Source organism: Rhodococcus sp. P4_F5 (genome assembly GCF_056401315.1).
The window spans coordinates 20,286-41,460 of the sequence record NZ_JBFUJP010000002.1 but is presented as its reverse complement, the minus strand read 5'-3'; the positions used below and the strand labels follow the sequence as shown (position 1 = coordinate 41,460).

Here is a 21,175-nt window from a genome sequence, read left to right as displayed (position 1 = left end):
GATCCCGGCAGCGGGCACGTCACCACGACGTGCCCGCTGCCGGCTTTTTGCCGCCGTCAACGGGCTTCCTCCCGCCCCGGCCCGGACTACCCTGAAGAGGACTCTGCACCAAGAGGTGATCAGATGAGGACGGGTCATTCGGTTGGGCGAGACACACGCGCCCGAAGCCATGTACGGGGCTGAGTCGATGTCCGGTCACCCGCACGAGTCCGCGCCGGGCGTCGTGGCGGAACTTCATGCTGCCGGGTTCGTCGACGCCGAGGAGATCGGCCGCGGCGGCTTCGGCGTGGTGTACCGGTGCCGAGAGGCCGCGTTGGACCGTGAGGTCGCCGTGAAGGTGCTCAGCGGCGCACTCGACCCGGACAACCTCGAACGGTTCCTGCGCGAACAGCAGGCGATGGGACGGCTCTCCGGGCATCCCCACATCGTCAACATCCTGCAGGTCGGCGCCACTTCCGACGGCCGGCCGTACATCGTGATGCAGTACCACCCGCGCAACTCCCTGCAAGAACTGCTGAGGAAGCAGGGCCCTCTCGACTGGGCCGCGACGCTGCGGGTCGGGGTGAAGATGGCCGGGGCGCTCGAGTGCGCGCACCGCGCCGGCACCCTGCACCGGGACGTGAAGCCGGCGAACATCCTGCTCACCGACTACGGCGAACCGCAGCTGACCGACTTCGGCATCGCGCGCATCTCGGGCGGATTCGAGACCGCCACCGGTGCGGTCACCGGCTCCCCCGCCTTCACCGCCCCGGAGGTGCTCGCGGGACGGACGCCCGACCGCACCGCCGACATCTACAGCCTCGGCGCCACGCTGTTCTGCGCCCTGACCGGGCATGCCGCCTTCGAGCGCCGCGAGGGCGAGAAGGTGGTGTCTCAGTTCCTGCGGATCACCCGCGAACCGATCCCCGACCTGCGCACCGACGGCATCCCGTCCGACGTGTGCAACGTGATCGAAGAGGCGATGGCGCAGGACCCCGAGGTCCGGCCCGCCTCCGCCGCCGAGTTCGGCCACGCGCTGCAGGCGACCGAGCGCAGGCACGGACTCGATGTCGACGAGATGGCACTGCCCAGCGGCACCGAGTCGGAGGTCCTCCCCGACAGCCGCGACGGTGACGCGACCGTCTTGCGGCCCGCGGTCGCGGATACGACGGGCTACCTCTCCGGCCGGTCCCGCCGGCTGTCCTACGCCAGCCGCCGCCACACCACGAACCTGACGCCGCCGGCGCCCGCCACGCGCTTCCGGCCGCCCACCCCGGTCCGCGCCCTGGTCTCGCGCGAGCGGCTGATCGACCTGCTGCGGGTCGGAGATCGTCGCCGGCTCACCGTCATCCACGCCCCCGCCGGGTACGGCAAGTCCACCCTGGCCGCGCAGTGGAGCGCCGCGCTGGCCCAGCAGGACGTCGCCGTCGCCTGGCTGACCGTCGACCACGACGACGACAACGTGGTGTGGTTCCTCTCGCACCTCGTCGAGGCGATCCGGCGGGTCCAGCCGACCCTCGCCGAGGAACTGGGACAGGTACTCGAGGACCACGGTGAGGACGCGGAGGCCTACGTGCTGACGGCGCTGGTCAACGAGATCCACTCCGCCGGCCGTCGCGTCGCGCTGGTGATCGACGACTGGCATCGGGTGAGCAGCCCCGCCACCGTCGCCGCGCTGGGCTACCTGATCCAGCACGGCTGCCACCACCTACAGGTGGTTGTGACCAGCCGTAACCGCGCAGGACTGCCGATGAGCCGGATGCGCTTGGACGACGAGTTGATCGAGATCGACTCCACCGCACTGCGTTTCGATTCCGACGAATCGCGGCAGCTGCTGGTCGACCTCGGTGGCCTGCAGCTCGCCGCCGACGACGTGGAGGGGCTGCTGCGGTCCACCGACGGGTGGGCGGCGGCGCTGCAACTGGCCTCACTGTCGTTGCGGGGCAACGAGCGTCCCGCCCGCCTGGCCGAGATCATCGAGCACCTGGCCGGGCACCAGGCCATCGGCGAGTTCCTCGCGGAGAACGTGCTCAACGCCCTGGAACCGGAGATGCTCGACTTCCTGCTGACCACCTCCGYCAGCGAACAGACCTGCGCGTCCCTCGCCTCGACGCTGGCCGGGGTACAGCGTGGCCAGGCAATCCTCGAGGAGGTGGAGGATCGAGACCTGTTCCTGCACCGTGTCGATGCCCGCGGCGAGTGGTTCCGCTACCACCACCTGTTCGCCGAGTACCTCCGGCGCCGGCTCGAGCGCGATCAACCGGGCCGGACCGCGGAGCTGCACCTCGCCGCGTCCAAGTGGTTCGCGGAGCGGCGCCTGACCGGCGAGGCCGTCGACCAGGCCCTGCTCGGCGGCGATCCCGACCGGGCGGTGGAGCTCGTCGAACGCGACAGCTACCACCTGATCGAGCACTCCAGGATGTCGACCCTGCTCGGGCTGGTCGCCAAGCTGCCCGCGGCGAACGTCGCGCGGCCGCGGCTGCAGCTCGCGGTGGCCTGGGCGAACGTGCTGCTGCAACGACCCGAGGCCGCACGCGCCGCACTGGACGTCGGCCGCACCGCGGTGCGGGCCCACCCGGGCTCCGAGAACAGAGCAGAACTGCGGATCGAGGCCAATGTGGTGCGTGGCGTGATGGCCGCACACCTGGACCGGCTGGTGGTGTCCGACAAGCTCGCGGCCGAGTGCCTGGCGCGGCCCGAGGGCCGGCCGCCGTGGGTGGTCGCGGCCGCGGCGAACCTGGCGTCCATCGCGGCGCTGTGCCGGTTCGACTTCGACGGTGTCCGGCACTGGCAGGACTGGAGCGAGGACCACTACCGGCGACTGGGTGGGCCGTTCAGCGCCACGATCGGATTCTGCTTCGCCGGCATCGGGGCCAACGAGCAGCTCGACCTGGTCCGGGCCGAGAAGCTGTTCCGGCAGTCACTGCAGCTGGCCCAGGAGTCGGCGGGCCGGCAGTCGCACGCCGCCCGGCTGGCCGGGGCGCTGCTCGGCGAGCTGTTCTACGAGCAGGGCAAGGTGGCCGAGGCCGAGCAGCTACTCGACGAGAGCTGCGAACTGGGCGCGGAGGGCGGCGCCGTCGACTTCATGCTGGCGCGGTACGTCATCGGCGCCCGGATCAAGGCCCTGCACGGCGACCTGCCGGCGGCGGCGGCCCGGCTGGCGAACGGCGCGCGCGCCGCGGCGACGCTGGACCTGCCCCGGCTACGGGCCCGCATCGAGAACGAACGCGTCCTCCTCGGGCTCGACGTGACCGTCCCGCCGCGCCCACCGCAGATCGAGACCCTGCGACCGGCCGGGGTCCCCCCGATCGACGGGATCGCAGAGATCACCGCCCAGCTCGAGGACGCGACCGCCGCGCGGCTGCTGCTGCGGTCCGGGACCGCGGAGGACGCCGACAAGGCACTGGGCCTGGCCCGCGCATGGGTGGCACGGCTCGCGCCGAGCGGGCGGAACCGGGTGCTGCTGCAGGCGAACCGGCTGCTCACCGCCTGCCTGTTCGCGGCGGGCCACGACGACGAGGCCAAGACGGTACTGGCGGCGACCGCGGCGACCTGCGCCGACCACGGCATGGTCCGATACCTGGTGGACGGCGGTCCGCTGGTCCACCGGGGCCTGGTTGCGTTGCAGGCGGACCTGCGAGCCGGACGGTGGGACGCGAGCCGCTCCGAGGTCCCGGGCGAGTTCCTCGACCGGGTCGTCGCGTTGGCCGAGGCGGAGTCCGGTGGCCCCGGCTCCGGCACTTCCGCCGCCGAGCCCGCCGACGACTGAGGGCGCCCTCCCACGCGGTCGGACCGCGTGGGGGACGCCCCCGGCTGGAAGATCGGGTGTCAGGCCTGCGCGAGCGGCGGCATCTTGACGACCTGGCCGGCGTAGGCCAGCCCGGCGCCGAACGCCAGCAGCAGCGCGGTGTCGCCCGCCTTGGACTTGCCGGTACGGAGCATCTCCTCCATCGCCAGCGGGATCGACGCGGCCGAGGTGTTGCCAGTCTCTGCGATGTCGTTGGACACCGCGACCGTCTCCGGCAGGTGAATGCTGCGGGCGATCACATCGGTGATGCGGGCGTTGGCCTGGTGCGGGATGAACGCGTCCAGGTCCTCCATCGTCACACCGGACTTGTCGAGGGTCTGCAGCGCGATCTTGCCCATTTCGAAGGCCGCCCAGCGGAACACCGAGGTGCCCTCCATCTTGATCCACGGCCGCTGCTGGGCCGGGTTCTCGGCGAAGTCCACCCAGTTCGGCTCCTGGCGGATGGCGGTGCCCTGCGCGCCGTCCGAACCCCACACGACGGGTCCGATCCCGGTCTCCTCGCCGCGGCCGACGACCACGGCGCCCGCGCCGTCACCGAAGATGAAGCGCACCGAGCGGTCGGTGGGCTCGGTCGAGTCGCTCATCCGCTCGACGCCGATCACCAGCACGTAGTCCTGGCTGCCCGCGCGCACGAGGTCGGAGGCGAGGCCCAGCGCGTAGCAGAATCCCGCGCAGCCGGCGGCCACGTCGATCGCGCCCGCGCCCCCGGTGCCGAGCGCATCCGCGACCAGGGCCGAGCACGCCGGGGTCTGCACCGGGTAGGTGGACGTGGCGACGATGACCGTGCCGATCTGCTGGCTGCTGACGCCCGCGGCCTCGAGCGCCCGGCGACCCGACTCGATCGACATGGCGAGCACCGACTCGTCCTCGCCCGCGAAACGACGGCTCTTGATGCCGGACCGGGACTGGATCCACTCGTCGGTCGAGTCGATCTGCTCGCAGATCTCCTCGTTCGTCACGACACGACGCGGGCGGTACGCCCCCAGACCGAGCATCGCGGAATGCCGAAGCTCCGTTGAGTTGGCGATCACTGCACCCATTTGCCTGTCTCCTCTGTTTCAAAAATGTCGCACCGGATGCTCGGGCACACCCACGAACTCCTCAGGACACCGTACTGTGCACGACCCTCACGCGGTCACGGAGTCGGGAATGAACCTGTGTCAGTTTCTTGATTCGCGCGGCGTCCGAACCCTGGCAATTCACACGAGCCCCGTTGCTCACACGGACAAATGTGTTCCGCATCACTAACATGTGTCCCAGGCGGCGACCCGCTGGTCCCGTCCTGTTCCGACGAGAGCAGACACGGAAAGCCGAGGGGGTTTCGCGTGAACGCAGGGCACGCCAGGACATTCGTACAGGCATCGATTCTCGGGATGGCGACGCTGCTGGCCTTGGCCCCGCCCGCCGCCGCCGACCCCAACACGGTGAACCCGATTCCCGGACTCAACGGCACGAACGGACTCCCTGACCTGCGCGGACGGACAACCGCCGTGGCCCAGGCGACCGGCATGCTCAGCGCCAACCGCACCCAGGACAGCAATGTCCTCGGCACCGACCTCGGCATCATGTGGGACAACGGAAGCGGCCAGACCCTCACCGCATTCGGCGACTCGGCGGGCCTCGGCGTGCCGAACCTGCTCGCCGGCAGCCTCTGGTCCTGGCGCAGCAACACGCTCTACCGGAGCAACGACCGCAACCTTGCCGACGGCATGGCCTTCGACAGCACACCCCGCGACCTGCTGGGCCAGTCGAAGGAACTCGTTCCCAGTCCGAAGATCCCGTTCATCGAGATCAGCCGGATCCCCACGGCGGGTGTGGCGGTCGACGGAGTGCAGTACATGTCACTGATGTCGGTGAAGAACTGGGGCGACCCGGGGCACTGGGAGACCAACTACTCGAGCCTGGCGGTCTCCACCGACAACGGCGAGAACTGGGTGCAAGCCCCCGAGACCAACCGCCCCAGCGACGGCGCCAACCGGAACTTCCAGATGAACGCCTTCCTCAAGGACGGCGGTTTCGTCTACGAGTACGGCACGCCACCCGGCCGCGGCGGGCTCGCCTACGTGGCCCGGGTGCCGGAGAAGCAGATTCGCGACCTGGCCGCCTACGAGTACTGGAACGGCACCGAATGGAAGAAGGGCGACGTCAACGCCGCGGCACCGATCGTCTTCGGCGGCGTCGGCGAGCTGTCGGTGCAGTACAACGAGTTCCTCGGTCAGTACCTGATGCTCACCACCGACAACTTCAACTCGGTGGTGATGCGGCGCTCCCCGAGCCCGACCGGACCGTGGGGTCCGGCGGAGGTGCTACTCGACGCCCGCGAACTGCCCACCGCCTACGGGGCGTACATGCACCCGTGGTCGACCGGTCCCGACCTCTACTTCCTCACCACAGTGCACTCGAACTACAACGTGCTGCTGATGCGCACCACGCTCAACCGCTGACCGACGGGGCCGACCCCGCCACTACGGTCACGCGCATGGATGCACACGACTGGGACGCCCGGTACGCGGGCGACGAACTCACCTGGGGCGCGGCCGCCGACCCGACCGTGGTGGCGGTGGCCACGGCCCTCACCGCCGGCCGGGCCCTCGACCTGGGCTGCGGCGAGGGCCGGAACGCCCTGTGGCTGGCCAACCGGGGATGGCGGGTGACGGCGGTGGACTTCTCCACGGTCGCACTGACCAAGGGCCACCGCGCGGCGGCGCATTCGCCCAGGTCGGTGCGCGATCGCGTCGACTGGGTGCGGGCCGATGTGACGCAGGTCGAACTGCCGCCGAACTATGACCTCGTACTCCTCACGTACCTGCATCTGCCCAGGTCGCCGCGGCGTGCGCTGCTGCGCCGGGCGGCGGCCGCGCTGGCCCCCGGCGGCACGTTGCTGCTACTCGGACACGCCGCCGTGGCGCATGCGCACTTCCCCGTGGAACCCGAAACACTCTGCCTCCCAGAGGAACTGACCGAGGACCTCGACGGCACCGGGCTCCGGGTCGTGGCCACGCCGCAGGGCGGGGGCGACGACGCGGGCGTCGTGACGGACCTGGTGGTGATCGCGACAAAACCATCTCTTGGCAGCTAACTGAATCACGAGTAACATCGCGTAAGTTACCGACGAGTAGGTACACTTGGGCGGTACTGACACAGCGAGACCGCACCTCACCGGGAGAGTTAAGAAGACATGGGCCATTACAAGAGCAACGTCCGTGACCTGGAGTTCAACCTCTTCGAGGTGCTGGGTCTCGAGAACGCACTGAACGCAGGCACCTGGGGCGACCTGGACGTCGCGACCATCAAGGACATGCTGTCCGAGGTCGCGCGCCTCGCCGAGGGACCGCTGGCCGAGTCGTTCGCCGACGCCGACCGCAACCCGCCGGTGTTCGACACCGAGACGCACGAGGCGACCCTGCCGGAGCCCTTCAAGAAGTCCTTCAAGGCCATGTGGGACGCCGAGTGGTACCGCATGGGCCTCGACGAGGAGATCGGCGGCGTGCCGGTCCCCCGCGCCCTGGTGTGGGCCATCGCCGAGATGATGCTGGGCGCGCAGCCCGCCGCCTTCATGTACCAGGCCGGCCCGTCGTTCGCGAACGTGCTCTACACCAACGGCACCGACGAGCAGAAGCAGTGGGCGGCCACCTGCGTCGAGCGCGGCTGGGGCGCCACCATGGTCCTCACCGAGCCGGACGCCGGCTCCGACGTGGGCGCCGGACGCACCAAGGCGATCAAGCAGGACGACGGCACCTGGCACATCGAGGGCGTCAAGCGCTTCATCACGTCCGCCACCTCGGACGACCTGTTCGAGAACATCTTCCACCTGGTGCTGGCCCGCCCCGAGGGCGCCGGACCGGGCACCAAGGGCCTGAGCCTGTTCTTCGTCCCGAAGATCCACTTCGACTTCGAGAAGAACGAGCTCGGCGAGCGCAACGGCGTCTTCGTCACCAACGTCGAGCACAAGATGGGCCTGAAGGCGTCCACCACCTGTGAGCTGACCTTCGGCGGCCACGGCGTGCCCGCACAGGGCTGGCTGGTCGGCGAGGTCCACAACGGCATTGCCCAGATGTTCGACGTCATCGAGCACGCCCGGATGATGGTGGGCACCAAGGCCATCTCCACCCTGTCCACCGGCTACCTCAACGCGCTCGACTACGCCAAGGCGCGCGTGCAGGGTGCCGACCTGACGCAGATGACCGACAAGGCCGCGCCCCGCGTGACCATCACCCACCACCCGGACGTCCGTCGCAGCCTCGCGATGCAGAAGGCGTACGCGGAGGGCCTGCGCGCGGTGTACCTCTACACCGCGGCACACCAGGACGAAGAGCTCGCCAAGCTGGTCTCCGGCGCCGACAAGGACACCGCGTTCCGCGTCAACGACCTGCTGCTCCCGATCGTCAAGGGTGTCGGTTCCGAGCGGGCCTACCAGTACCTGACCGACAGCCTGCAGACCTACGGCGGCTCCGGCTTCCTGCAGGACTACCCGATCGAGCAGTACATCCGCGACTCGAAGATCGACTCGCTGTACGAGGGCACCACCGCCATCCAGGCGCAGGACTTCTTCTTCCGCAAGATCGCCCGCGACCGTGGCGTCGCCCTGGCCCACGTCGCCGGGCAGGTCAAGCAGTTCATCGACAGCGAGACCGGCGACGACCGCCTCAAGGGCGATCGCGCCCTGCTCGCCACCGCCCTCGAGGACGTCCAGACCATGGCCGCCACCCTCACCGGGTTCCTGATGGGCGCGCAGGAGCAGCCGACCGAGCTGTACAAGGTCGGCCTCGGCTCCGTCCGCTTCCTGATGGCCGTCGGCGACCTGCTGATCGGCTGGCGTCTGCTGGTCCAGTCCGAGATCGCCCTCGCGGCTCTCGACGGCGGCGCGTCCGACAAGGACAAGGCGTTCTACGAGGGCAAGGTCGCCATCGCGTCCTTCTTCGCGAAGAACGTGCTGCCGGAGCTGACCGCGAGCCGCGCGATCGTCGCCGCCGTCGACAACGACATCATGGAGCTCGACGAAGCCGCGTTCTGAGCCTCCGGTTCACCGCGGGTAGACCCCTGACAGCAGCGCTGCCGCGCACCGGATCGTCGGTGCGCGGCAGCGCTGTTTGCGTTGCGGCTGTTGCGCCTACTCGCACTTGACGATGGGCACCGGGTCGTACTTCACCGTGCGGGTGTGACGCGAGATCTCTTCTCCCGTCTTGTGATCGGAGATCACCCGGGTGTCGCTGGTGGTGAATCCCTTCGCGCCGCCGGACGGGACGCAGCCGGCGCCCTTGGGCAGGTTCACCGTGTTCGGCGAGGTGTCGGCGTAGCGCTCACCGGCAATGGACTCCACCTCCACCGACTTCGTTCCCCAGAACCGCACCGTCACATCGGAACTCGTACCCACCGCCTCGATCACCACTCCGGTCGGTGCGGTGTTGGTGAACTGCAGGTCGATCGCTCCGTCGAAGACGGTGGCCTCGCGGGCCGCGGGGTAGCGCGAGATGTAGTAGCTGTGCTCGGTGTGGCCGGCGTCCTTCATGCCCGCGAAGTACGACGCGTTGTACAGCGTCGTCGCGAGCTGACTGATGCCGCCGCCCACGGCCTTGTCCGGTCGTCCGTTGTTGATGATCCCGGACTCGACGTAGCCCTCCGCGGCGCCGCGGGTACCGGTGTGACCGTTGAGCGAGAAGGTTCCTCCCGGCTTGACCAGGGCACCGTTGATCTCGGCCGCGGCGAGGCGGATGTTCACGCCGGACGCGTACTCGAAACCGCCGGTCGTGTACTCCGAGATGACCTCCCGGATGCCGAGCTTGTCCGCCGCTGCGGTGGTGAGCTCCGGTTCCTTGGCCTCGTAGACCGCCGCGACACTGCGGTCGCCGGGCGCGGCCAGCAGGTCCGGCAGGCCGCCGAGGGTCTTGTGCCACTCCACGACGTTGCCGGTGACGGACGGCACCACCTTCGGCGAGCCGCCGGCAAAGCTGAACGTCGCGTCCTTGGGCTTGACCTCGGTCGGCGCCAACTGCGGCGCCAGCAGGGCCGCCGCGGCGTCGACGTTGTACCCGGGGGCCAGCCCGCCGCTGCCGTCCGGCGCGAAGGTCAGTACCGCACCGATGTCGTTGCGGCGCAGGACAGCCGACTTGCCGTCCTTACCGGTCACCGTGACGTCGGCAGCCGCGGCCGGGGTCGCGATGTCGCGCAGTGCGCGGTCCACGCCGTCCTGGGTCACCGCGACCGGTGCCACGTTCACCGGCACCTCGACGCCGCCGACGGCAGCCCACTGCTCGGCGAGGGCCGAGGCCGCTCCCGCGGCATCGAGAGCCTGGCCGGCGCGCGGCGAGACACCGGTCGGGGTGGGGCCGTCGAAGGCGATGCCGCCCTCGACCGGGGCGCGGTCCACCTGAGGGCGGAGCCCCTCGACTGCGGCGGCCAGTGCCGCCTCGTCACTGGTGGACACGACCCCGATCTCGCGGTGGGAGAACAGTGAGGTCAGCCGGGTGACCGGGTTCAGCGGCTGGGCGCCGGCGCGGTCCAGCGTGGCGGACCAGTCGATGCCCAGGCCTGCCTGCTCCGGCACCACCTGCGCCTGCGCGTCGCCCGCCCGGATCTCGACGGGCTGCTGCACGCGCGGACCGAGCTCGGTGCGCAGCATCGCCTCGGCATCGGCCGGGTTCATCCCGCCCACGTCTACCCCCGCGACGGAGACGCCGCGCGGTACCTGGTCCGAGGACATCGCGTAGTCGACCCCGTAGGCGAGGATGCCGACGGCGAGCGCGGCGGCCGCACCGATCGCGACCTTCACGCCGGTGGACCGACCGGACCCGCCCGCGCGGTCGGCGGGCACCGGGTCGGCGTTGAGTGGCCGAGGCTCCGAGGGCGGCGGGGTCTGAGACTGGGGCTGGGCCTGCTGAGGCTGGGCCTGCTGAGCCTGAGCCTGCTGAGCCTGAGCCTGCTGAGCCTGAGCCTGCTGAGGCTGGGCCTGCTGGGGCCGAGGCTGCGAGGGCGGGGTGATCGACCGCGGCGGGGCGACGACGGTGGTCGGAGGCTCCTCCGGTGACTGGGCGGCCGGCGGCTCGACGCGCACCACGGACATCACCTCGGTCTTCACCTCCCCCGGATCAACGGCGGGCGCGGTGAACGTCTCCACCGGCGCGACGGAATCATCGGGCGCGTCGAGGTCGGCATCGCGGTCGGAACCTGGGGACGGTACCGCCGTGGTCGGGTCGGCGTCGGCCGCGGGCCCCGCGTGGGTGGCGACCTCGTTCACGGGCTCTGCGTCGCTCACAGACTCCGTGCCGCGCGCTGCCTCGGCGCCGGCCGCGAGTTCGGCGGCGGTCCCGGACCCGGCAACCTCGTCGGCAGTGGACTTCGAGTCGGCCGCGCGCTCGGGGTCGGCGTCCGGTTCCGGCGCGACGGCGTCCGCCCGGGGCTCCGATTCGGTCGCCCTGGTCAGTCGAGCCGTCCGGGCGTCGTCTACATCGGGCTCACGCGAGATCCGCACCGTCTGCGCCTCGTCGACATCGGGCGCGGCGTCGTGCGCATCCGATTCGGGGCCGGTTTCCGCCCGTTCGCCCGAATCTCCACCGATACCGCCGTTGGCGCCGATCATCACGGCCCTCCCACTGATTGCTTCACCCCGCCGAGGCCAGGTCGTTTCCGAGGCTCAAGGGTAGACGGGACAAAACGTGCACCGCCCGGACGATGGCCAGGAGCGCGACGGCGGGGGCACAGAAGACGGCCCGCAGAAATAGGTAGTCCCACGCTGCAGCCGGGTCGGGGGTCTGGCTGCAACGCGGGACTACTTGGGTATCGGGGTCGGCTCACAAGGCGTTACACATCCATCACAAAATATTTCCAATCCGGGTCCCGGCGACGCGATTCGTGCGACTACCAGGCATTACCCGCGAATCCCGAGCGGCAACCGCCAGAGTGCCGCGACCGCCGGCCGCTGCCGTGCACCCCCGCGACCGTCCGTGCTCGACGATTCCCGGCGCAATCGAGCGGGTGTCTGGGCGGACTCTCGAGGCAGGAGCCGCCCGCCGGAGGTCTGACGCCGAAATCACCAACACGCGTCCATGTCCAACGCGTCACCCCTGGACTGCCGTGTGGCCCGGACAGACGCTGTACATCGTCGCCGGGGCCGCGGCGCGAACGAACCGACAGGACGGCCAGGGCGACATGAACGGTGGCTGCGCCGCCGGCGGCAGCCGACCCGGCGCGAACAGACGCAGGGCCCTCCGGTTCGGCGTGTACCGGGGCCCTGCGTGGTGGGCCGCGTCAGCGCTCGGTCGCGGCGCTCGCTGTCCGCGTCACGGCTGGAGCAGAACGTCCAGGCCGCGCTGGAAGTCCCGCACCCGCCGATCGAGGGCGTGGTGGCCGCCGTTGACGAGCTCGGACACCCGGACGATTCCGGCGGTGTCGGCGACCTGGTTGAGGTTCCTCGAGGTCCAGTACCAGGCGGCGGTGGTGAAGGCGTTCTCCGGTGCCTCGAGAAGCTCGGGCTGCGCGACGAAGTCGACGCCCGTGTACGCGCTCACGCTCTCGTAGTTGTGGCGGCCGGTGATCTGGATGGCGCCGCGGCCCTTGTAGCGCTCCCCGTCGCCCGCATGGGTGTTTCCGAGGTCCGCTCGACCCTCGTAGGCGCGCCCGGACGCGTACTCCTCGAATGTCCGGAACGAGTCGGACTCGACGGCGAGCTGCGCGATGAAGGCCGCCTGGCGGACGGGGTTGTCGATACCGCCGCGCGTCATCGCCGCGTTCAGAGGCGCGACGTACGCCGCGATCTTCTCCGCGGGCATGCCGGGCACGATGCGCGCCAGCTCGTCCGGGGTCACCGCGAGCGGGGGCGGCGGGGGCGGCGGCGGGGGTGCCGGGGCCGCCTCCGGCGCCGGGGCCGTCTCCACGGATCCGGGCTGAGCCTGGTCGGCCGACCCCGAGTCGGCACCGGGAAGGGTGGGGAACTGGAGCGCCTTGAACAGGTTCCCGGCTTCGTGGAACCGGACCGGAGCAGCGACGACGCCCGCAGCGGCGGTGTCAGTGGTGTCGGCGCTCGCGACGCCGGGGCCGACGAAACCGACGACACAGGTGGTCAAGGCGGCGGCGGCAATGGCCGCACGGAAATGGCGCGAGTGTGAAACGTGCAAGGTCGTACTCCAAGATTCGGCCGAAAGGCGCGTCGGCCTGGCGAACGGATGCCGCGGGTGTTGCGAAGGACTTCCCCATCCCTCTCAGGTCACCGTCACGCAGCAATTAGGTCACAACCAGGTAACGTCGCAGGTAGCCCAGGTTTCAACCAATCGAGACGAGCGTCACATTCTTTCTTCTGGCGTGTCGGGTTGACATTCGGCCGAATCCGGTCCGTCCCGGCGGCACTCGGCGTGGCGGCACTCCGACGCCCGCACTGCCGCCGTCACCCCGCCCGCGGGTCGGCGCGTCGAACCACCGAGAGGCAGCCCGGAATCGTTGTACTGCAATTAGATTCGCCCAACGATCCGACGCGGGCGAGCGGCCCGATCCCCAGCGCTCACGACGGCCGTCGGCGCCGTTCCGGAGCGGCCTCCCACCCCGGGCGCCGGCCACCTTCGCGGCGCGCAGAGGGCGGACACGGGGCACCCGGTCAGTGCCCTACCTAACACCGGCAACCGGTCCGGATGCGGCGCTTGATAACGACGCGAACACCATCCGGAGCGCGTCCGTGACCTTCCCGATACCGAACACCCGCCCCACCCGCCCCAGGCCGGCGCCCCCGAATGTGCGCCCGGGCGGACTCGGCGAAGGGTTTGCGATACCGAAGCCGGACGAGAACGAAGGGCTTGTTCGCCCTCGCCGTGCAGACCTACCCTGGACGGGGCGACTGTCGTGCGAGGACCGCGTCCGTCGGGCGTCAGATACCGGCCTTCCGGCTCCAGCTACGCCAGCGGCTTCCGAGGGGAACGGAGCTTGCGCGTGACGACATATGACTTCGTCGTGGTCGGGGCCGGCTCTGCCGGCTGCGCGGTTGCCGGGCGGTTGGCCACAGAATCCGCGTCGACCGTTCTGTTGATCGAGGCCGGCGGATCGGATCGGCGGCTGACGATCCGAGCGCCGCTGGCGTACCCCCGGCAGTTCGGGACCTCGTTGGACTGGGCCTACGAAACCGATCCAGAGCCCGGCTGCGCCAACCGACGGATCGCGCAACCGCGCGGACGGGTGCTCGGCGGCTCCAGCGCGATGAACGCGATGATCTGGGTCAAGGGCAGCAGTCTCGACTACGACGGCTGGCAGCTGCCCGGCTGGGGCTGGAATGACGTGGCGCCGGTGTTCGCTCGGATCGAACGGGGCCCGATGCGCGTCGCCCGCGTGCCGTATCCCGACGAGCTGTCTCGGTGTTTTGTCGCCGCGGCGCGTGCCTCAGGTGTCGGCGCCAACGACGACGTCAGCGGACCCGAACTCGACGGTGCAGCGATCTCCCCCGTCACCATCCACAAGGGCCAACGCTGGAGCACGGCCCGCGGCTACCTCCGACACCAGGAGAATCTGACCGTCGTCACCAAGGCCGAGGTCGGCCGGGTGATCATCCGCGACGGCCGTGCCGTCGGCGTCGAATACCGCCGGCGTGGACGGATCCAGCGGGCATTCGCCGACCGGGAGGTCGTCGTGAGCGCCGGCGCGTTCGGCACGCCGCGACTACTGCAGTTGTCGGGCATCGGTCCGGCGGACCATCTCCGCCGCGTCGGGATCACCCCGCTTGTCGACAGCCCCCGCGTGGGTCAGGGCCTGACCGACCACCCGACCGCGTTCGCGATCTGGGCTCTCGCTCCCGGGTACGTCGGCCTTGCGGACGTCGGGAAGCCGAAATGGTTGCTGCAGTGGCTGTTACGCCGACGGGGCAAGCTCACCAGTAACGGCGCGGAAGCAGTGGCACATATCCGGTCGACGGCCGGGCTCCCGGCATGCGACTTTCAGCTGATCTTCACCCCGTCCTACGCCCTGGCCGACCCCAAGGAACGGAAGCTACGGCCCGCGTTGTCCGTGTTGACCTCGTATTGGACACCCAAGAGTCGCGGCAGTGTCCTGGTTCGCTCATCGGATCCCGCGACACCACCGGCGATCCGGCTGAACCTGCTTTCCGAGCGTGAGGACGTCGATGCGCTGGTGCGGGCGCTGGAGCGCACGCGCGAGATCATCGCGACCGAGCCGATCGCATCCACCGTCGGGCGTGAACTTCTCCCCGGCCCGGGCTCGGACGTCGAGGCGTGCATCAGGGACAACGCGATCACAACAAACCATCAAGCCTGCAGCGTCGCGATGGGTCGTGAACCCGACAGTCCCCTGGACGAGAAGCTCCGTGTCCGAGGTGTCGAGAATCTCCGCGTCGCCGACGCCTCGGCGCTACCGCGGATTCCGCACGCCAACACCAACGCTCCATCGATCATGACCGGCGAACGCTGCGCGGACTTCCTGCTCGCACAATCGTCTGCCGGGCCGTCAGCTGTGGCGCACCGCTAGGGGTTTGGATTCGTGCCGCCACCGGCTGGCCGCATCCCACCCAAAGGCGCACGGCCCGCGAATCAGACTGATTCCCGGGCCGTGCGCCGACGGCCGAGCAGGGCTCGGCGACCCCTCTTACTGGGTCCAGCGGTTGTTCGGTCTAGCGCTCGATGATGGCCGTGACGCCCTGGCCGCCCGCGGCGCAGATGGAGATCAGGCCGCGGCCCGACCCCTTCTCCGCCAGCATCTTCGCCAGCGAGGCCACGATCCGGCCGCCGGTCGCGGCGAACGGGTGGCCGGCCGCGAGCGAGGAGCCGTTGACGTTGAGCTTGCTGCGGTCGATGGAGCCGAGGGCGCCGTCCAGGCCGAGCCGCTCCTTGCAGTACTCGTCGGACTCGAAGGCCTGCAGGGTCGCGAGCACCACGGAGGCGAACGCCTCGTGGATCTCGTAGTAGTCGAAGTCCTGCAGCGTCAACCCGTTCCGCGCGAGCAGCTTCGGGATCGCGTAGGTCGGCGCCATCAGCAGTCCGTCGGGCCCGTGCACGTAGTCGACGGCGGCGGTCTCGGAGTCCACCAGGTGCGCGAGCACCGGCAGGTTGCGCTCGGCGGCCCACTCGTCCGTGGACAGCAGCGCGGCGGAGGCGCCGTCGGTGAGCGGGGTGGAGTTGCCGGCGGTCATGGTGGCGTCGCCGAGCTTGGTGCCGAACACCGGCTTGAGGGTCGCGAGCTTCTCGACGGTCGAGCCGGGGCGCAGGTTGTCGTCGCGGGTCAGGCCGAGGAACGGGGTGATCAGGTCGTCGAAGAAGCCGCGGTCGTACGCGGCGGCCATGTTCCGGTGGCTGGCGGCGGCCAGTTCGTCCTGGTCCTCGCGCCGGACGCCGAACTCCTTGGCGGTGATCGCGGCGTGGTCGCCCATCGACATCCCGGTCCGGGGCTCGCCGTTGCGCGGGATCTCGAGTCCGACCATCGCGGGCCGGAGGTGGCCGAGCAGCTTGACCCGGTCCGCGGTGGTCCTGGCGCGGTTGACGGAGAGCAGGAACTCACGCAGGTCGTCGTTGACGCCGATCGGCGCGTCGGAGGTGGTGTCCACACCGCCGCCGATGCCGGCGTCGATCCGCCCGGCCGCGATGGCGTCGCCGACGGCGACGATCGACTGCAGGCCGGTGCCGCACGCCTGCTGCAGGTCGAAGGCCGGGGTGTACGGGCTCAGCGCGCTGCCGAGGACGCTCTCGCGCATCAGGTTGAAGTCCCGGCTGTGCTTGAGCACCGCGCCGCCGACCACCATGCCGAGCTTCTCGCCCTGCAGGTTGAACCGGCTCACCAGTCCGTCGAGGGTGGCGGTGAACATGTCCTGGTTGGACGCCTGCGCGTACGCCTTGTCGGAGCGCGCGAAGGGGATACGGTTGCCGCCGACGATGGCGACGGGACGAAGTTGCCGGCCGGCGGGCGTGGGGGCCGCACTCTTGGATGCAGCGGCCGGCTTGTTGTTTCGGGCTCTCGGGGTCACGTCGGTCTCCATGTATGTGCGATCCGGCTCGGCGGTGGGATCCTGCCTCGACATTGAACTTACTCCAGAGTAAGTTCAATGTCGACACCGCACCCGGACGCCGGGTGCCCGATCGACGAAGAAGGTGGACCGTGGCAGCCAGCAAGGGCGCTCCCGATCTCTACTCCCAGTTCCTCTCGTCCGCGCCGGGCGCGTTCATCGCCAAGCAGACCGGGCTCCCGCAGCCCGAGAAGCTGCGCCGGTACCGGGCGGGCGAGCCTGCACTGGCCGGCCCGCTGCTGATCGGCGGCAACGGCAGGCTCGTCGAGCCGGTGCGAGAACTGCTCTCCGACTACACGTTCAGCCAGCCGCACGACGACCGCAACGGCGCGCTGGTGTTCGACGCCACCGGCATCAGCCAGGTCACCGAGCTCGAACAGCTCTACGAGTTCTTCGCCCCGCAGATGCGCAAGCTCGCCTCGTGCGCCCGCATCGTCGTCCTCGGCACCACCCCTGAGCAGGCCGGCAGCGTCGACGCCCAGATCGCCCAGCGGGCACTCGAGGGCTTCACCCGCAGCGTCGGCAAGGAACTCCGGCGCGGCGGGACGGCCCAGTTGGTCTATGTCTCCCCCGACGCCGCGACCGGCCTGACCGGGCTCGAGTCCACCCTGCGCTTCCTGCTGTCGGCGAAGTCCGCGTTCGTATCCGGCCAGGTCATCCGGGTCGGCGCCGCCGACTCCGCCGCCCCGGCCTCGTGGGACCGTCCGCTCGAGGGCAAGGTCGCCGTGGTCACCGGCGCCGCCCGCGGCATCGGTGCCACCATCGCCGAGGTGCTCGCCCGCGACGGCGCGCACGTGGTGTGCGCGGACATCCCGGCCGCCGGCGAGTCGCTGTCGGAGACCGCGAACAAGGTCGGCGGCACCGCCCTCGCCCTGGACGTCACCGCGGCCGACGCCGCCGAACGACTGGCCGCGCACCTGCTCGAGCGGCACGGCGGCGCCGACATCATCGTGCACAACGCCGGCATCACCCGCGACAAGCTGCTCGCCAACATGGACGAGAGCCGCTGGGACCTGGTCATGAACGTCAACCTGCTTGCCCCGCAGAAGATCACCGAGCACCTCGTGGCCAAGGGCGCACTGAAGAAGGGCGGCCGGGTGGTGGACGTGTCCTCCATCGCGGGCATCGCCGGCAACCGCGGGCAGACCAACTACGGCACCTCCAAGGCGGGCGTCATCGGCCTGGTGCAGGCCACCGCCCCGGTGCTGGCCGAGCAGGACATCACCATCAACGCGGTCGCCCCCGGGTTCATCGAGACCGCGATGACCGCGGCCATCCCGTTCGCCACCCGCGAGGCCGGCCGCCGGATGTCCTCGCTGCTGCAGGGCGGGCAGACCGTCGACGTCGCCGAGACCGTCGCGTACTTCGCCAGCCCCGCGTCCAACGCCGTCACCGGACAGGTCGTCCGGGTGTGCGGCCAGTCGTTGCTGGGCGCCTGATGACCGCGAAGGTGGTGCGGCTGCGCGAGCGGCCCGGCACCCTGGACGTCTACGCCCGGGCCGCGCTGGGTGCTCTCCCGCTGCGCCGCTCGGGCGGCCGCCGGAGCCTGCCCAAGCAGGCCCTCGCCCTCGAGGGCCTGCGGGTGGACCCCGACAACCTGGCCGCCTACGCCCGCGCCTGCGGCCTGCGCTTCGGCGACGCCCTGCCCGTCACGTACCCGTTCACGCTGGTGTTCCCGCTGGCGATGAAGCTGATGGTCTCGAACGAGTTCCCGTTCCCGGCAATCGGTTCCGTGCACACGGAGAACGTGATCGAGCGGTTCCGGCCGATCTCGGTGTCCGAGCCGTTGGACCTGTTGGTGCACGCGGAGAACCTGCGTGCGCACCCCAAGGGCACCCAGGTGGACTTCGTCAGCGAGGTCTCGGTGGGCCGAGAAATGGTGTGGCGTCAGGTCAGCACGTTCCTGAAGATGCATCCCACGAATGCGCCGAAGGAGCCGCGGGAGGCGCGCGCCGAGGAGGCGCCGCCGCGGCCGATGCGCACGCTGCGGGTGGACCAGTCGACCATCAGCCGCTACGCCGCGGTCTCGGGCGACCGCAACCCGATCCACGTCTCGTCGTTGGGCGCCAAGGCCTTCGGGTTCCCGCGGACCATCGCGCACGGCATGTGGAGCGCGGCGGCGGTGCTCGGCGCGGTCGAGGGACGGATCGCCGACGCGGTCACCTACCGGGTGAAGTTCGGCAAGCCGGTGGTGCTGCCGGCCACGGTGAACGTGTACGCCGACGAGGTCACCGGCCCGGACGGGTCCGGTTGGGACCTGGCGTTGCGCCACCCCAAGAAGGGCTACCCGCACCTCACCGCCACCCTGCGTTAGGCGGCTCCGCCGCTCGTGCGCGGTTGACGGGTCCCCAGACCCGTCAACCGCGCACGAGCACCGCAGGTGCCTAGTGGTCGCGCTTCTTGCCGGCCAGGCCGCGCCAGGCCAGGTTCTCCAGCAGGTCCGCCGCCGCGGCGACGGCGATCTCGCCGCCGGCCACGCGGTCCGCGACCGCCTCGCCCGCACCCACCAGCGCCACGGCCATGATGCCGAAGTCGGTGCCCTCCTCGGGGTCCTTGGTGCTGGACTCGAGCAGCTTCGCGGTGAGCTCGATCAGCCGCTCACGGCTGCCGCGCACCTGGCTGGCGAACGCCTGCTGCCCCATCGACTGCCGGTACAGCACCATCCAGGACGACCGGTTCGAGTCGACGAAGCCGAGGAACCCCACCAGCGCGGCCCGCAGCTGCTCGCGGGGCGTCAGGTGCGGGTCGGCGGCCGGGGTGATCGCCTCGACGAAGCGCACGCCCTCGCGCTGGATGCACGCCGTGAAGAGCTCGTCCTTGGACCCGTAGTACAGGTACAGCATCGGTTTCGAGATCTGCGCGGTCGCGGCGATCGCGTCCATCGACGTGTCATGAAATCCGTTGGCTGAGAACACTTCGACGGCCGCGTCGAGCATCTGCTGCTCGCGTACCGCCCGTGGGAGCCGCTTCGTGCCGCCAGCCATGTGTCCTCCAGAGTCGGGGCCCACTGGATGCGGGTACCCCGAGATCGATCTTACTCTAGAGTAAGAATGAGCGTCTGCCGTGGAACATTGTCCCTGACCCGCGGAAACCGTCCGACACCGCCCTCGCCGGTCAGCAGCTGAGCACGCCCTTCGCCCGGGCGACCCGGAGCACCGACGCGTCCACCTGCGCGGCACTGAGTTGGCCCGACGCCATCAGCTGCTGCAGGTGGTCGAGCACCTGCGACACCTCGGCGGTGGTCAGCCACAACGCCACGTCTGCGCCCGCCGTCAGCGCCGCCCCGACCGCCTGCGGGACGTCCATCCGCGCGGTGATCGCCTTCATCCCGCTGAGGTCGTCGGTGAAGATCGGCCCGTCGAACGGCGGCGCCCCGTAGCCGGTCCCGGTCCGCAGCAGATTCATTGCCGCCGGGCTGATGCTCGCCGGCACGCCGGGCTCGGTCAGCCCCGGCACGTCCAGGTGCCCGACCATCACGCCGACGCCGGTGGTCACCAGCGTCCGGTAGGGCACCAGGTCGCTGGTCTGAAGCTGGTCCAGCGGCGGCGTCGTCACCGCGCCGGTGTGCGAGTCGCCGGACGCGGAACCGTGGCCCGGGAAGTGCTTGATCACGGGGAGCACACCGGCGTCGCGCAGGCCGCGGGCGTACTCGCCGGCGTACTCCGTGACCACGGCCGGGTCGTCGCTGAACGACCGGTCCCCGATCACCGAGTCCGCGGGCTGGGAGCTCACGTCCACCACCGGCGCGTAGTCGACGGTGATGCCGAGGCCGCGCAGGCCGCGGCCCCGGGCGAGGGCCAACTGGTAGGTCTGCTCCGGCGTCATGGTCTCCGCCACCGTCCGCGGCGCGGGATCCTCGCCGAGCAGGTCCGCGACGCGGGACACCCGGCCGCCCTCCTCGTCGATCGTCACCATCAGCGGCACCTCGGCGGCCGCCTGCACCTTGGGCACCTGCCGATCCCGCAGCATCGACTCGTCGGTCCAGCTGCCCACGAAGATGCCGCCGACCTGCTCGCGCCGCACCACGTCGATCGCGTCCGCGGTGGACGCCACGCCGACGTTGAGCAGCTGCGCCAGCTTGTGCCGCTCCGACATCCGGTCGAGGAAGTCGGCGCCGCACACGGCCGGCAGGTTCTGGTCCCGGGCCCCGGTGACCGGGTCCGACCCCGGCGCCGCGGGGGCGGGTTCGACCCTTGTGGACGTCACGGTCGCGGTGTTCTCGGTGGCCGTGTTCTCGGTGGCGGGGGAGCCACATGCGGTGAGCAGGCCCAGACCGAGGAACAGGGCGACGACGCGGGGCAACCGGGTGGACTTCACGACGTCGAGCCTAGGTCAGATCGAGGCCCCGGGACACCGGCCAGCAGGTAGCCTGGCGGGTAGATCGCCCCCGGAACGAGGAGGTCTCG

Annotated in this window: 13 protein-coding genes; 7 read left to right on the top strand and 6 right to left on the bottom strand. The window is 70.4% G+C overall.

The annotated features are described in order from the left end of the window. The first annotated feature begins 169 nt into the window (after window positions 1-169). Window positions 170-3,748 (top strand): protein kinase domain-containing protein, encoded by a 3,579-nt coding sequence (locus AC1DU4_RS02150; RefSeq protein ID WP_477837572.1) that lies wholly within the window; start codon window positions 170-172, stop codon window positions 3,746-3,748. A gap of 59 nt (window positions 3,749-3,807) precedes the next feature. Here the strand turns inward: AC1DU4_RS02150 and AC1DU4_RS02145 are convergent, their stop codons facing one another. After that, window positions 3,808-4,827, bottom strand: coding sequence for a beta-ketoacyl-ACP synthase III (locus AC1DU4_RS02145; protein ID WP_477837463.1), 1,020 nt, complete (start codon window positions 4,825-4,827; stop codon window positions 3,808-3,810). Between the two features lie 333 nt (window positions 4,828-5,160). On the opposite strand from AC1DU4_RS02145, the gene AC1DU4_RS02140 reads away from it, so the two are divergent. The 3 genes from AC1DU4_RS02140 (at window position 5,161) to AC1DU4_RS02130 (ending at window position 8,801) form a co-directional block, all read left to right on the top strand. Continuing rightward, on the top strand, window positions 5,161-6,231 hold the full coding sequence (locus tag AC1DU4_RS02140; RefSeq protein WP_083577063.1) for a DUF4185 domain-containing protein: 1,071 nt from the start codon (window positions 5,161-5,163) through the stop codon (window positions 6,229-6,231). A 35-nt stretch (window positions 6,232-6,266) separates the two neighbouring features. Continuing rightward, window positions 6,267-6,866: a class I SAM-dependent methyltransferase gene (locus AC1DU4_RS02135; RefSeq protein WP_477837462.1), complete on the top strand. Its 600-nt coding sequence runs from the start codon at window positions 6,267-6,269 to the stop codon at window positions 6,864-6,866. A gap of 99 nt (window positions 6,867-6,965) precedes the next feature. Then, the gene (locus AC1DU4_RS02130; protein WP_477837461.1) at window positions 6,966-8,801 is read left to right on the top strand and encodes an acyl-CoA dehydrogenase; all 1,836 of its coding nucleotides are present in this window, start codon (window positions 6,966-6,968) and stop codon (window positions 8,799-8,801) included. Between the two features lie 96 nt (window positions 8,802-8,897). Here AC1DU4_RS02130 and AC1DU4_RS02125 read toward each other — a convergent pair whose 3' ends face one another. Continuing rightward, window positions 8,898-11,363, bottom strand: coding sequence for a VanW family protein (locus AC1DU4_RS02125; RefSeq protein ID WP_477837460.1), 2,466 nt, complete (start codon window positions 11,361-11,363; stop codon window positions 8,898-8,900). Window positions 11,364-12,063: 700 nt separating this feature from the next. Beyond that, window positions 12,064-12,897: a glycoside hydrolase family 19 protein gene (locus AC1DU4_RS02120; RefSeq protein WP_477837459.1), complete on the bottom strand. Its 834-nt coding sequence runs from the start codon at window positions 12,895-12,897 to the stop codon at window positions 12,064-12,066. Between the two features lie 802 nt (window positions 12,898-13,699). Here AC1DU4_RS02120 and AC1DU4_RS02115 point away from each other — a divergent pair. Beyond that, window positions 13,700-15,241: a GMC family oxidoreductase gene (locus AC1DU4_RS02115; RefSeq protein ID WP_477837458.1), complete on the top strand. Its 1,542-nt coding sequence runs from the start codon at window positions 13,700-13,702 to the stop codon at window positions 15,239-15,241. 142 nt (window positions 15,242-15,383) lie between these two features. On the opposite strand, the gene AC1DU4_RS02110 is transcribed toward AC1DU4_RS02115, so the two are convergent. Beyond that, entirely contained in the window at window positions 15,384-16,730 is a 1,347-nt protein-coding gene (locus AC1DU4_RS02110) for an acetyl-CoA C-acetyltransferase (protein WP_477837457.1), read from the bottom strand. Between the two features lie 131 nt (window positions 16,731-16,861). Between AC1DU4_RS02110 and AC1DU4_RS02105 the strand changes: the two genes are divergently transcribed. Then, a complete protein-coding gene (locus AC1DU4_RS02105; protein ID WP_072843318.1) occupies window positions 16,862-18,208 on the top strand; it encodes a 3-oxoacyl-ACP reductase in 1,347 nt (448 codons plus the stop codon). After that, window positions 18,208-19,083: a MaoC/PaaZ C-terminal domain-containing protein gene (locus tag AC1DU4_RS02100; protein ID WP_477837456.1), complete on the top strand. Its 876-nt coding sequence runs from the start codon at window positions 18,208-18,210 to the stop codon at window positions 19,081-19,083. The genes AC1DU4_RS02105 and AC1DU4_RS02100 overlap by 1 nt, the downstream gene beginning before the upstream one ends. Window positions 19,084-19,153: 70 nt before the next feature. Here AC1DU4_RS02100 and AC1DU4_RS02095 read toward each other — a convergent pair whose 3' ends face one another. Beyond that, window positions 19,154-19,753, bottom strand: a complete 600-nt coding sequence (locus tag AC1DU4_RS02095) for a TetR/AcrR family transcriptional regulator (RefSeq protein WP_072843320.1) — start codon at window positions 19,751-19,753, stop codon at window positions 19,154-19,156. Window positions 19,754-19,883: 130 nt separating this feature from the next. Continuing rightward, on the bottom strand, window positions 19,884-21,086 hold the full coding sequence (locus tag AC1DU4_RS02090; protein ID WP_477837455.1) for a glycoside hydrolase family 3 N-terminal domain-containing protein: 1,203 nt from the start codon (window positions 21,084-21,086) through the stop codon (window positions 19,884-19,886). Window positions 21,087-21,175: the final 89 nt, after the last annotated feature.

Excerpts from the sequence above, each read along its gene's own strand:
- AC1DU4_RS02130 (WP_477837461.1), top strand. The coding sequence starts at position 6,966 with ATGGGCCATTACAAGAGCAACGTCCGTGACCTGGAGTTCAACCTCTTC.
- AC1DU4_RS02095 (WP_072843320.1), bottom strand. The coding sequence starts at position 19,753 with ATGGCTGGCGGCACGAAGCGGCTCCCACGGGCGGTACGCGAGCAGCAG.
- AC1DU4_RS02135 (WP_477837462.1), top strand. The coding sequence starts at position 6,267 with ATGGATGCACACGACTGGGACGCCCGGTACGCGGGCGACGAACTCACC.
- AC1DU4_RS02100 (WP_477837456.1), top strand. The coding sequence starts at position 18,208 with ATGACCGCGAAGGTGGTGCGGCTGCGCGAGCGGCCCGGCACCCTGGAC.
- AC1DU4_RS02140 (WP_083577063.1), top strand. The coding sequence starts at position 5,161 with ATGGCGACGCTGCTGGCCTTGGCCCCGCCCGCCGCCGCCGACCCCAAC.
- AC1DU4_RS02145 (WP_477837463.1), bottom strand. The coding sequence starts at position 4,827 with ATGGGTGCAGTGATCGCCAACTCAACGGAGCTTCGGCATTCCGCGATG.
- AC1DU4_RS02125 (WP_477837460.1), bottom strand. The coding sequence starts at position 11,363 with ATGATCGGCGCCAACGGCGGTATCGGTGGAGATTCGGGCGAACGGGCG.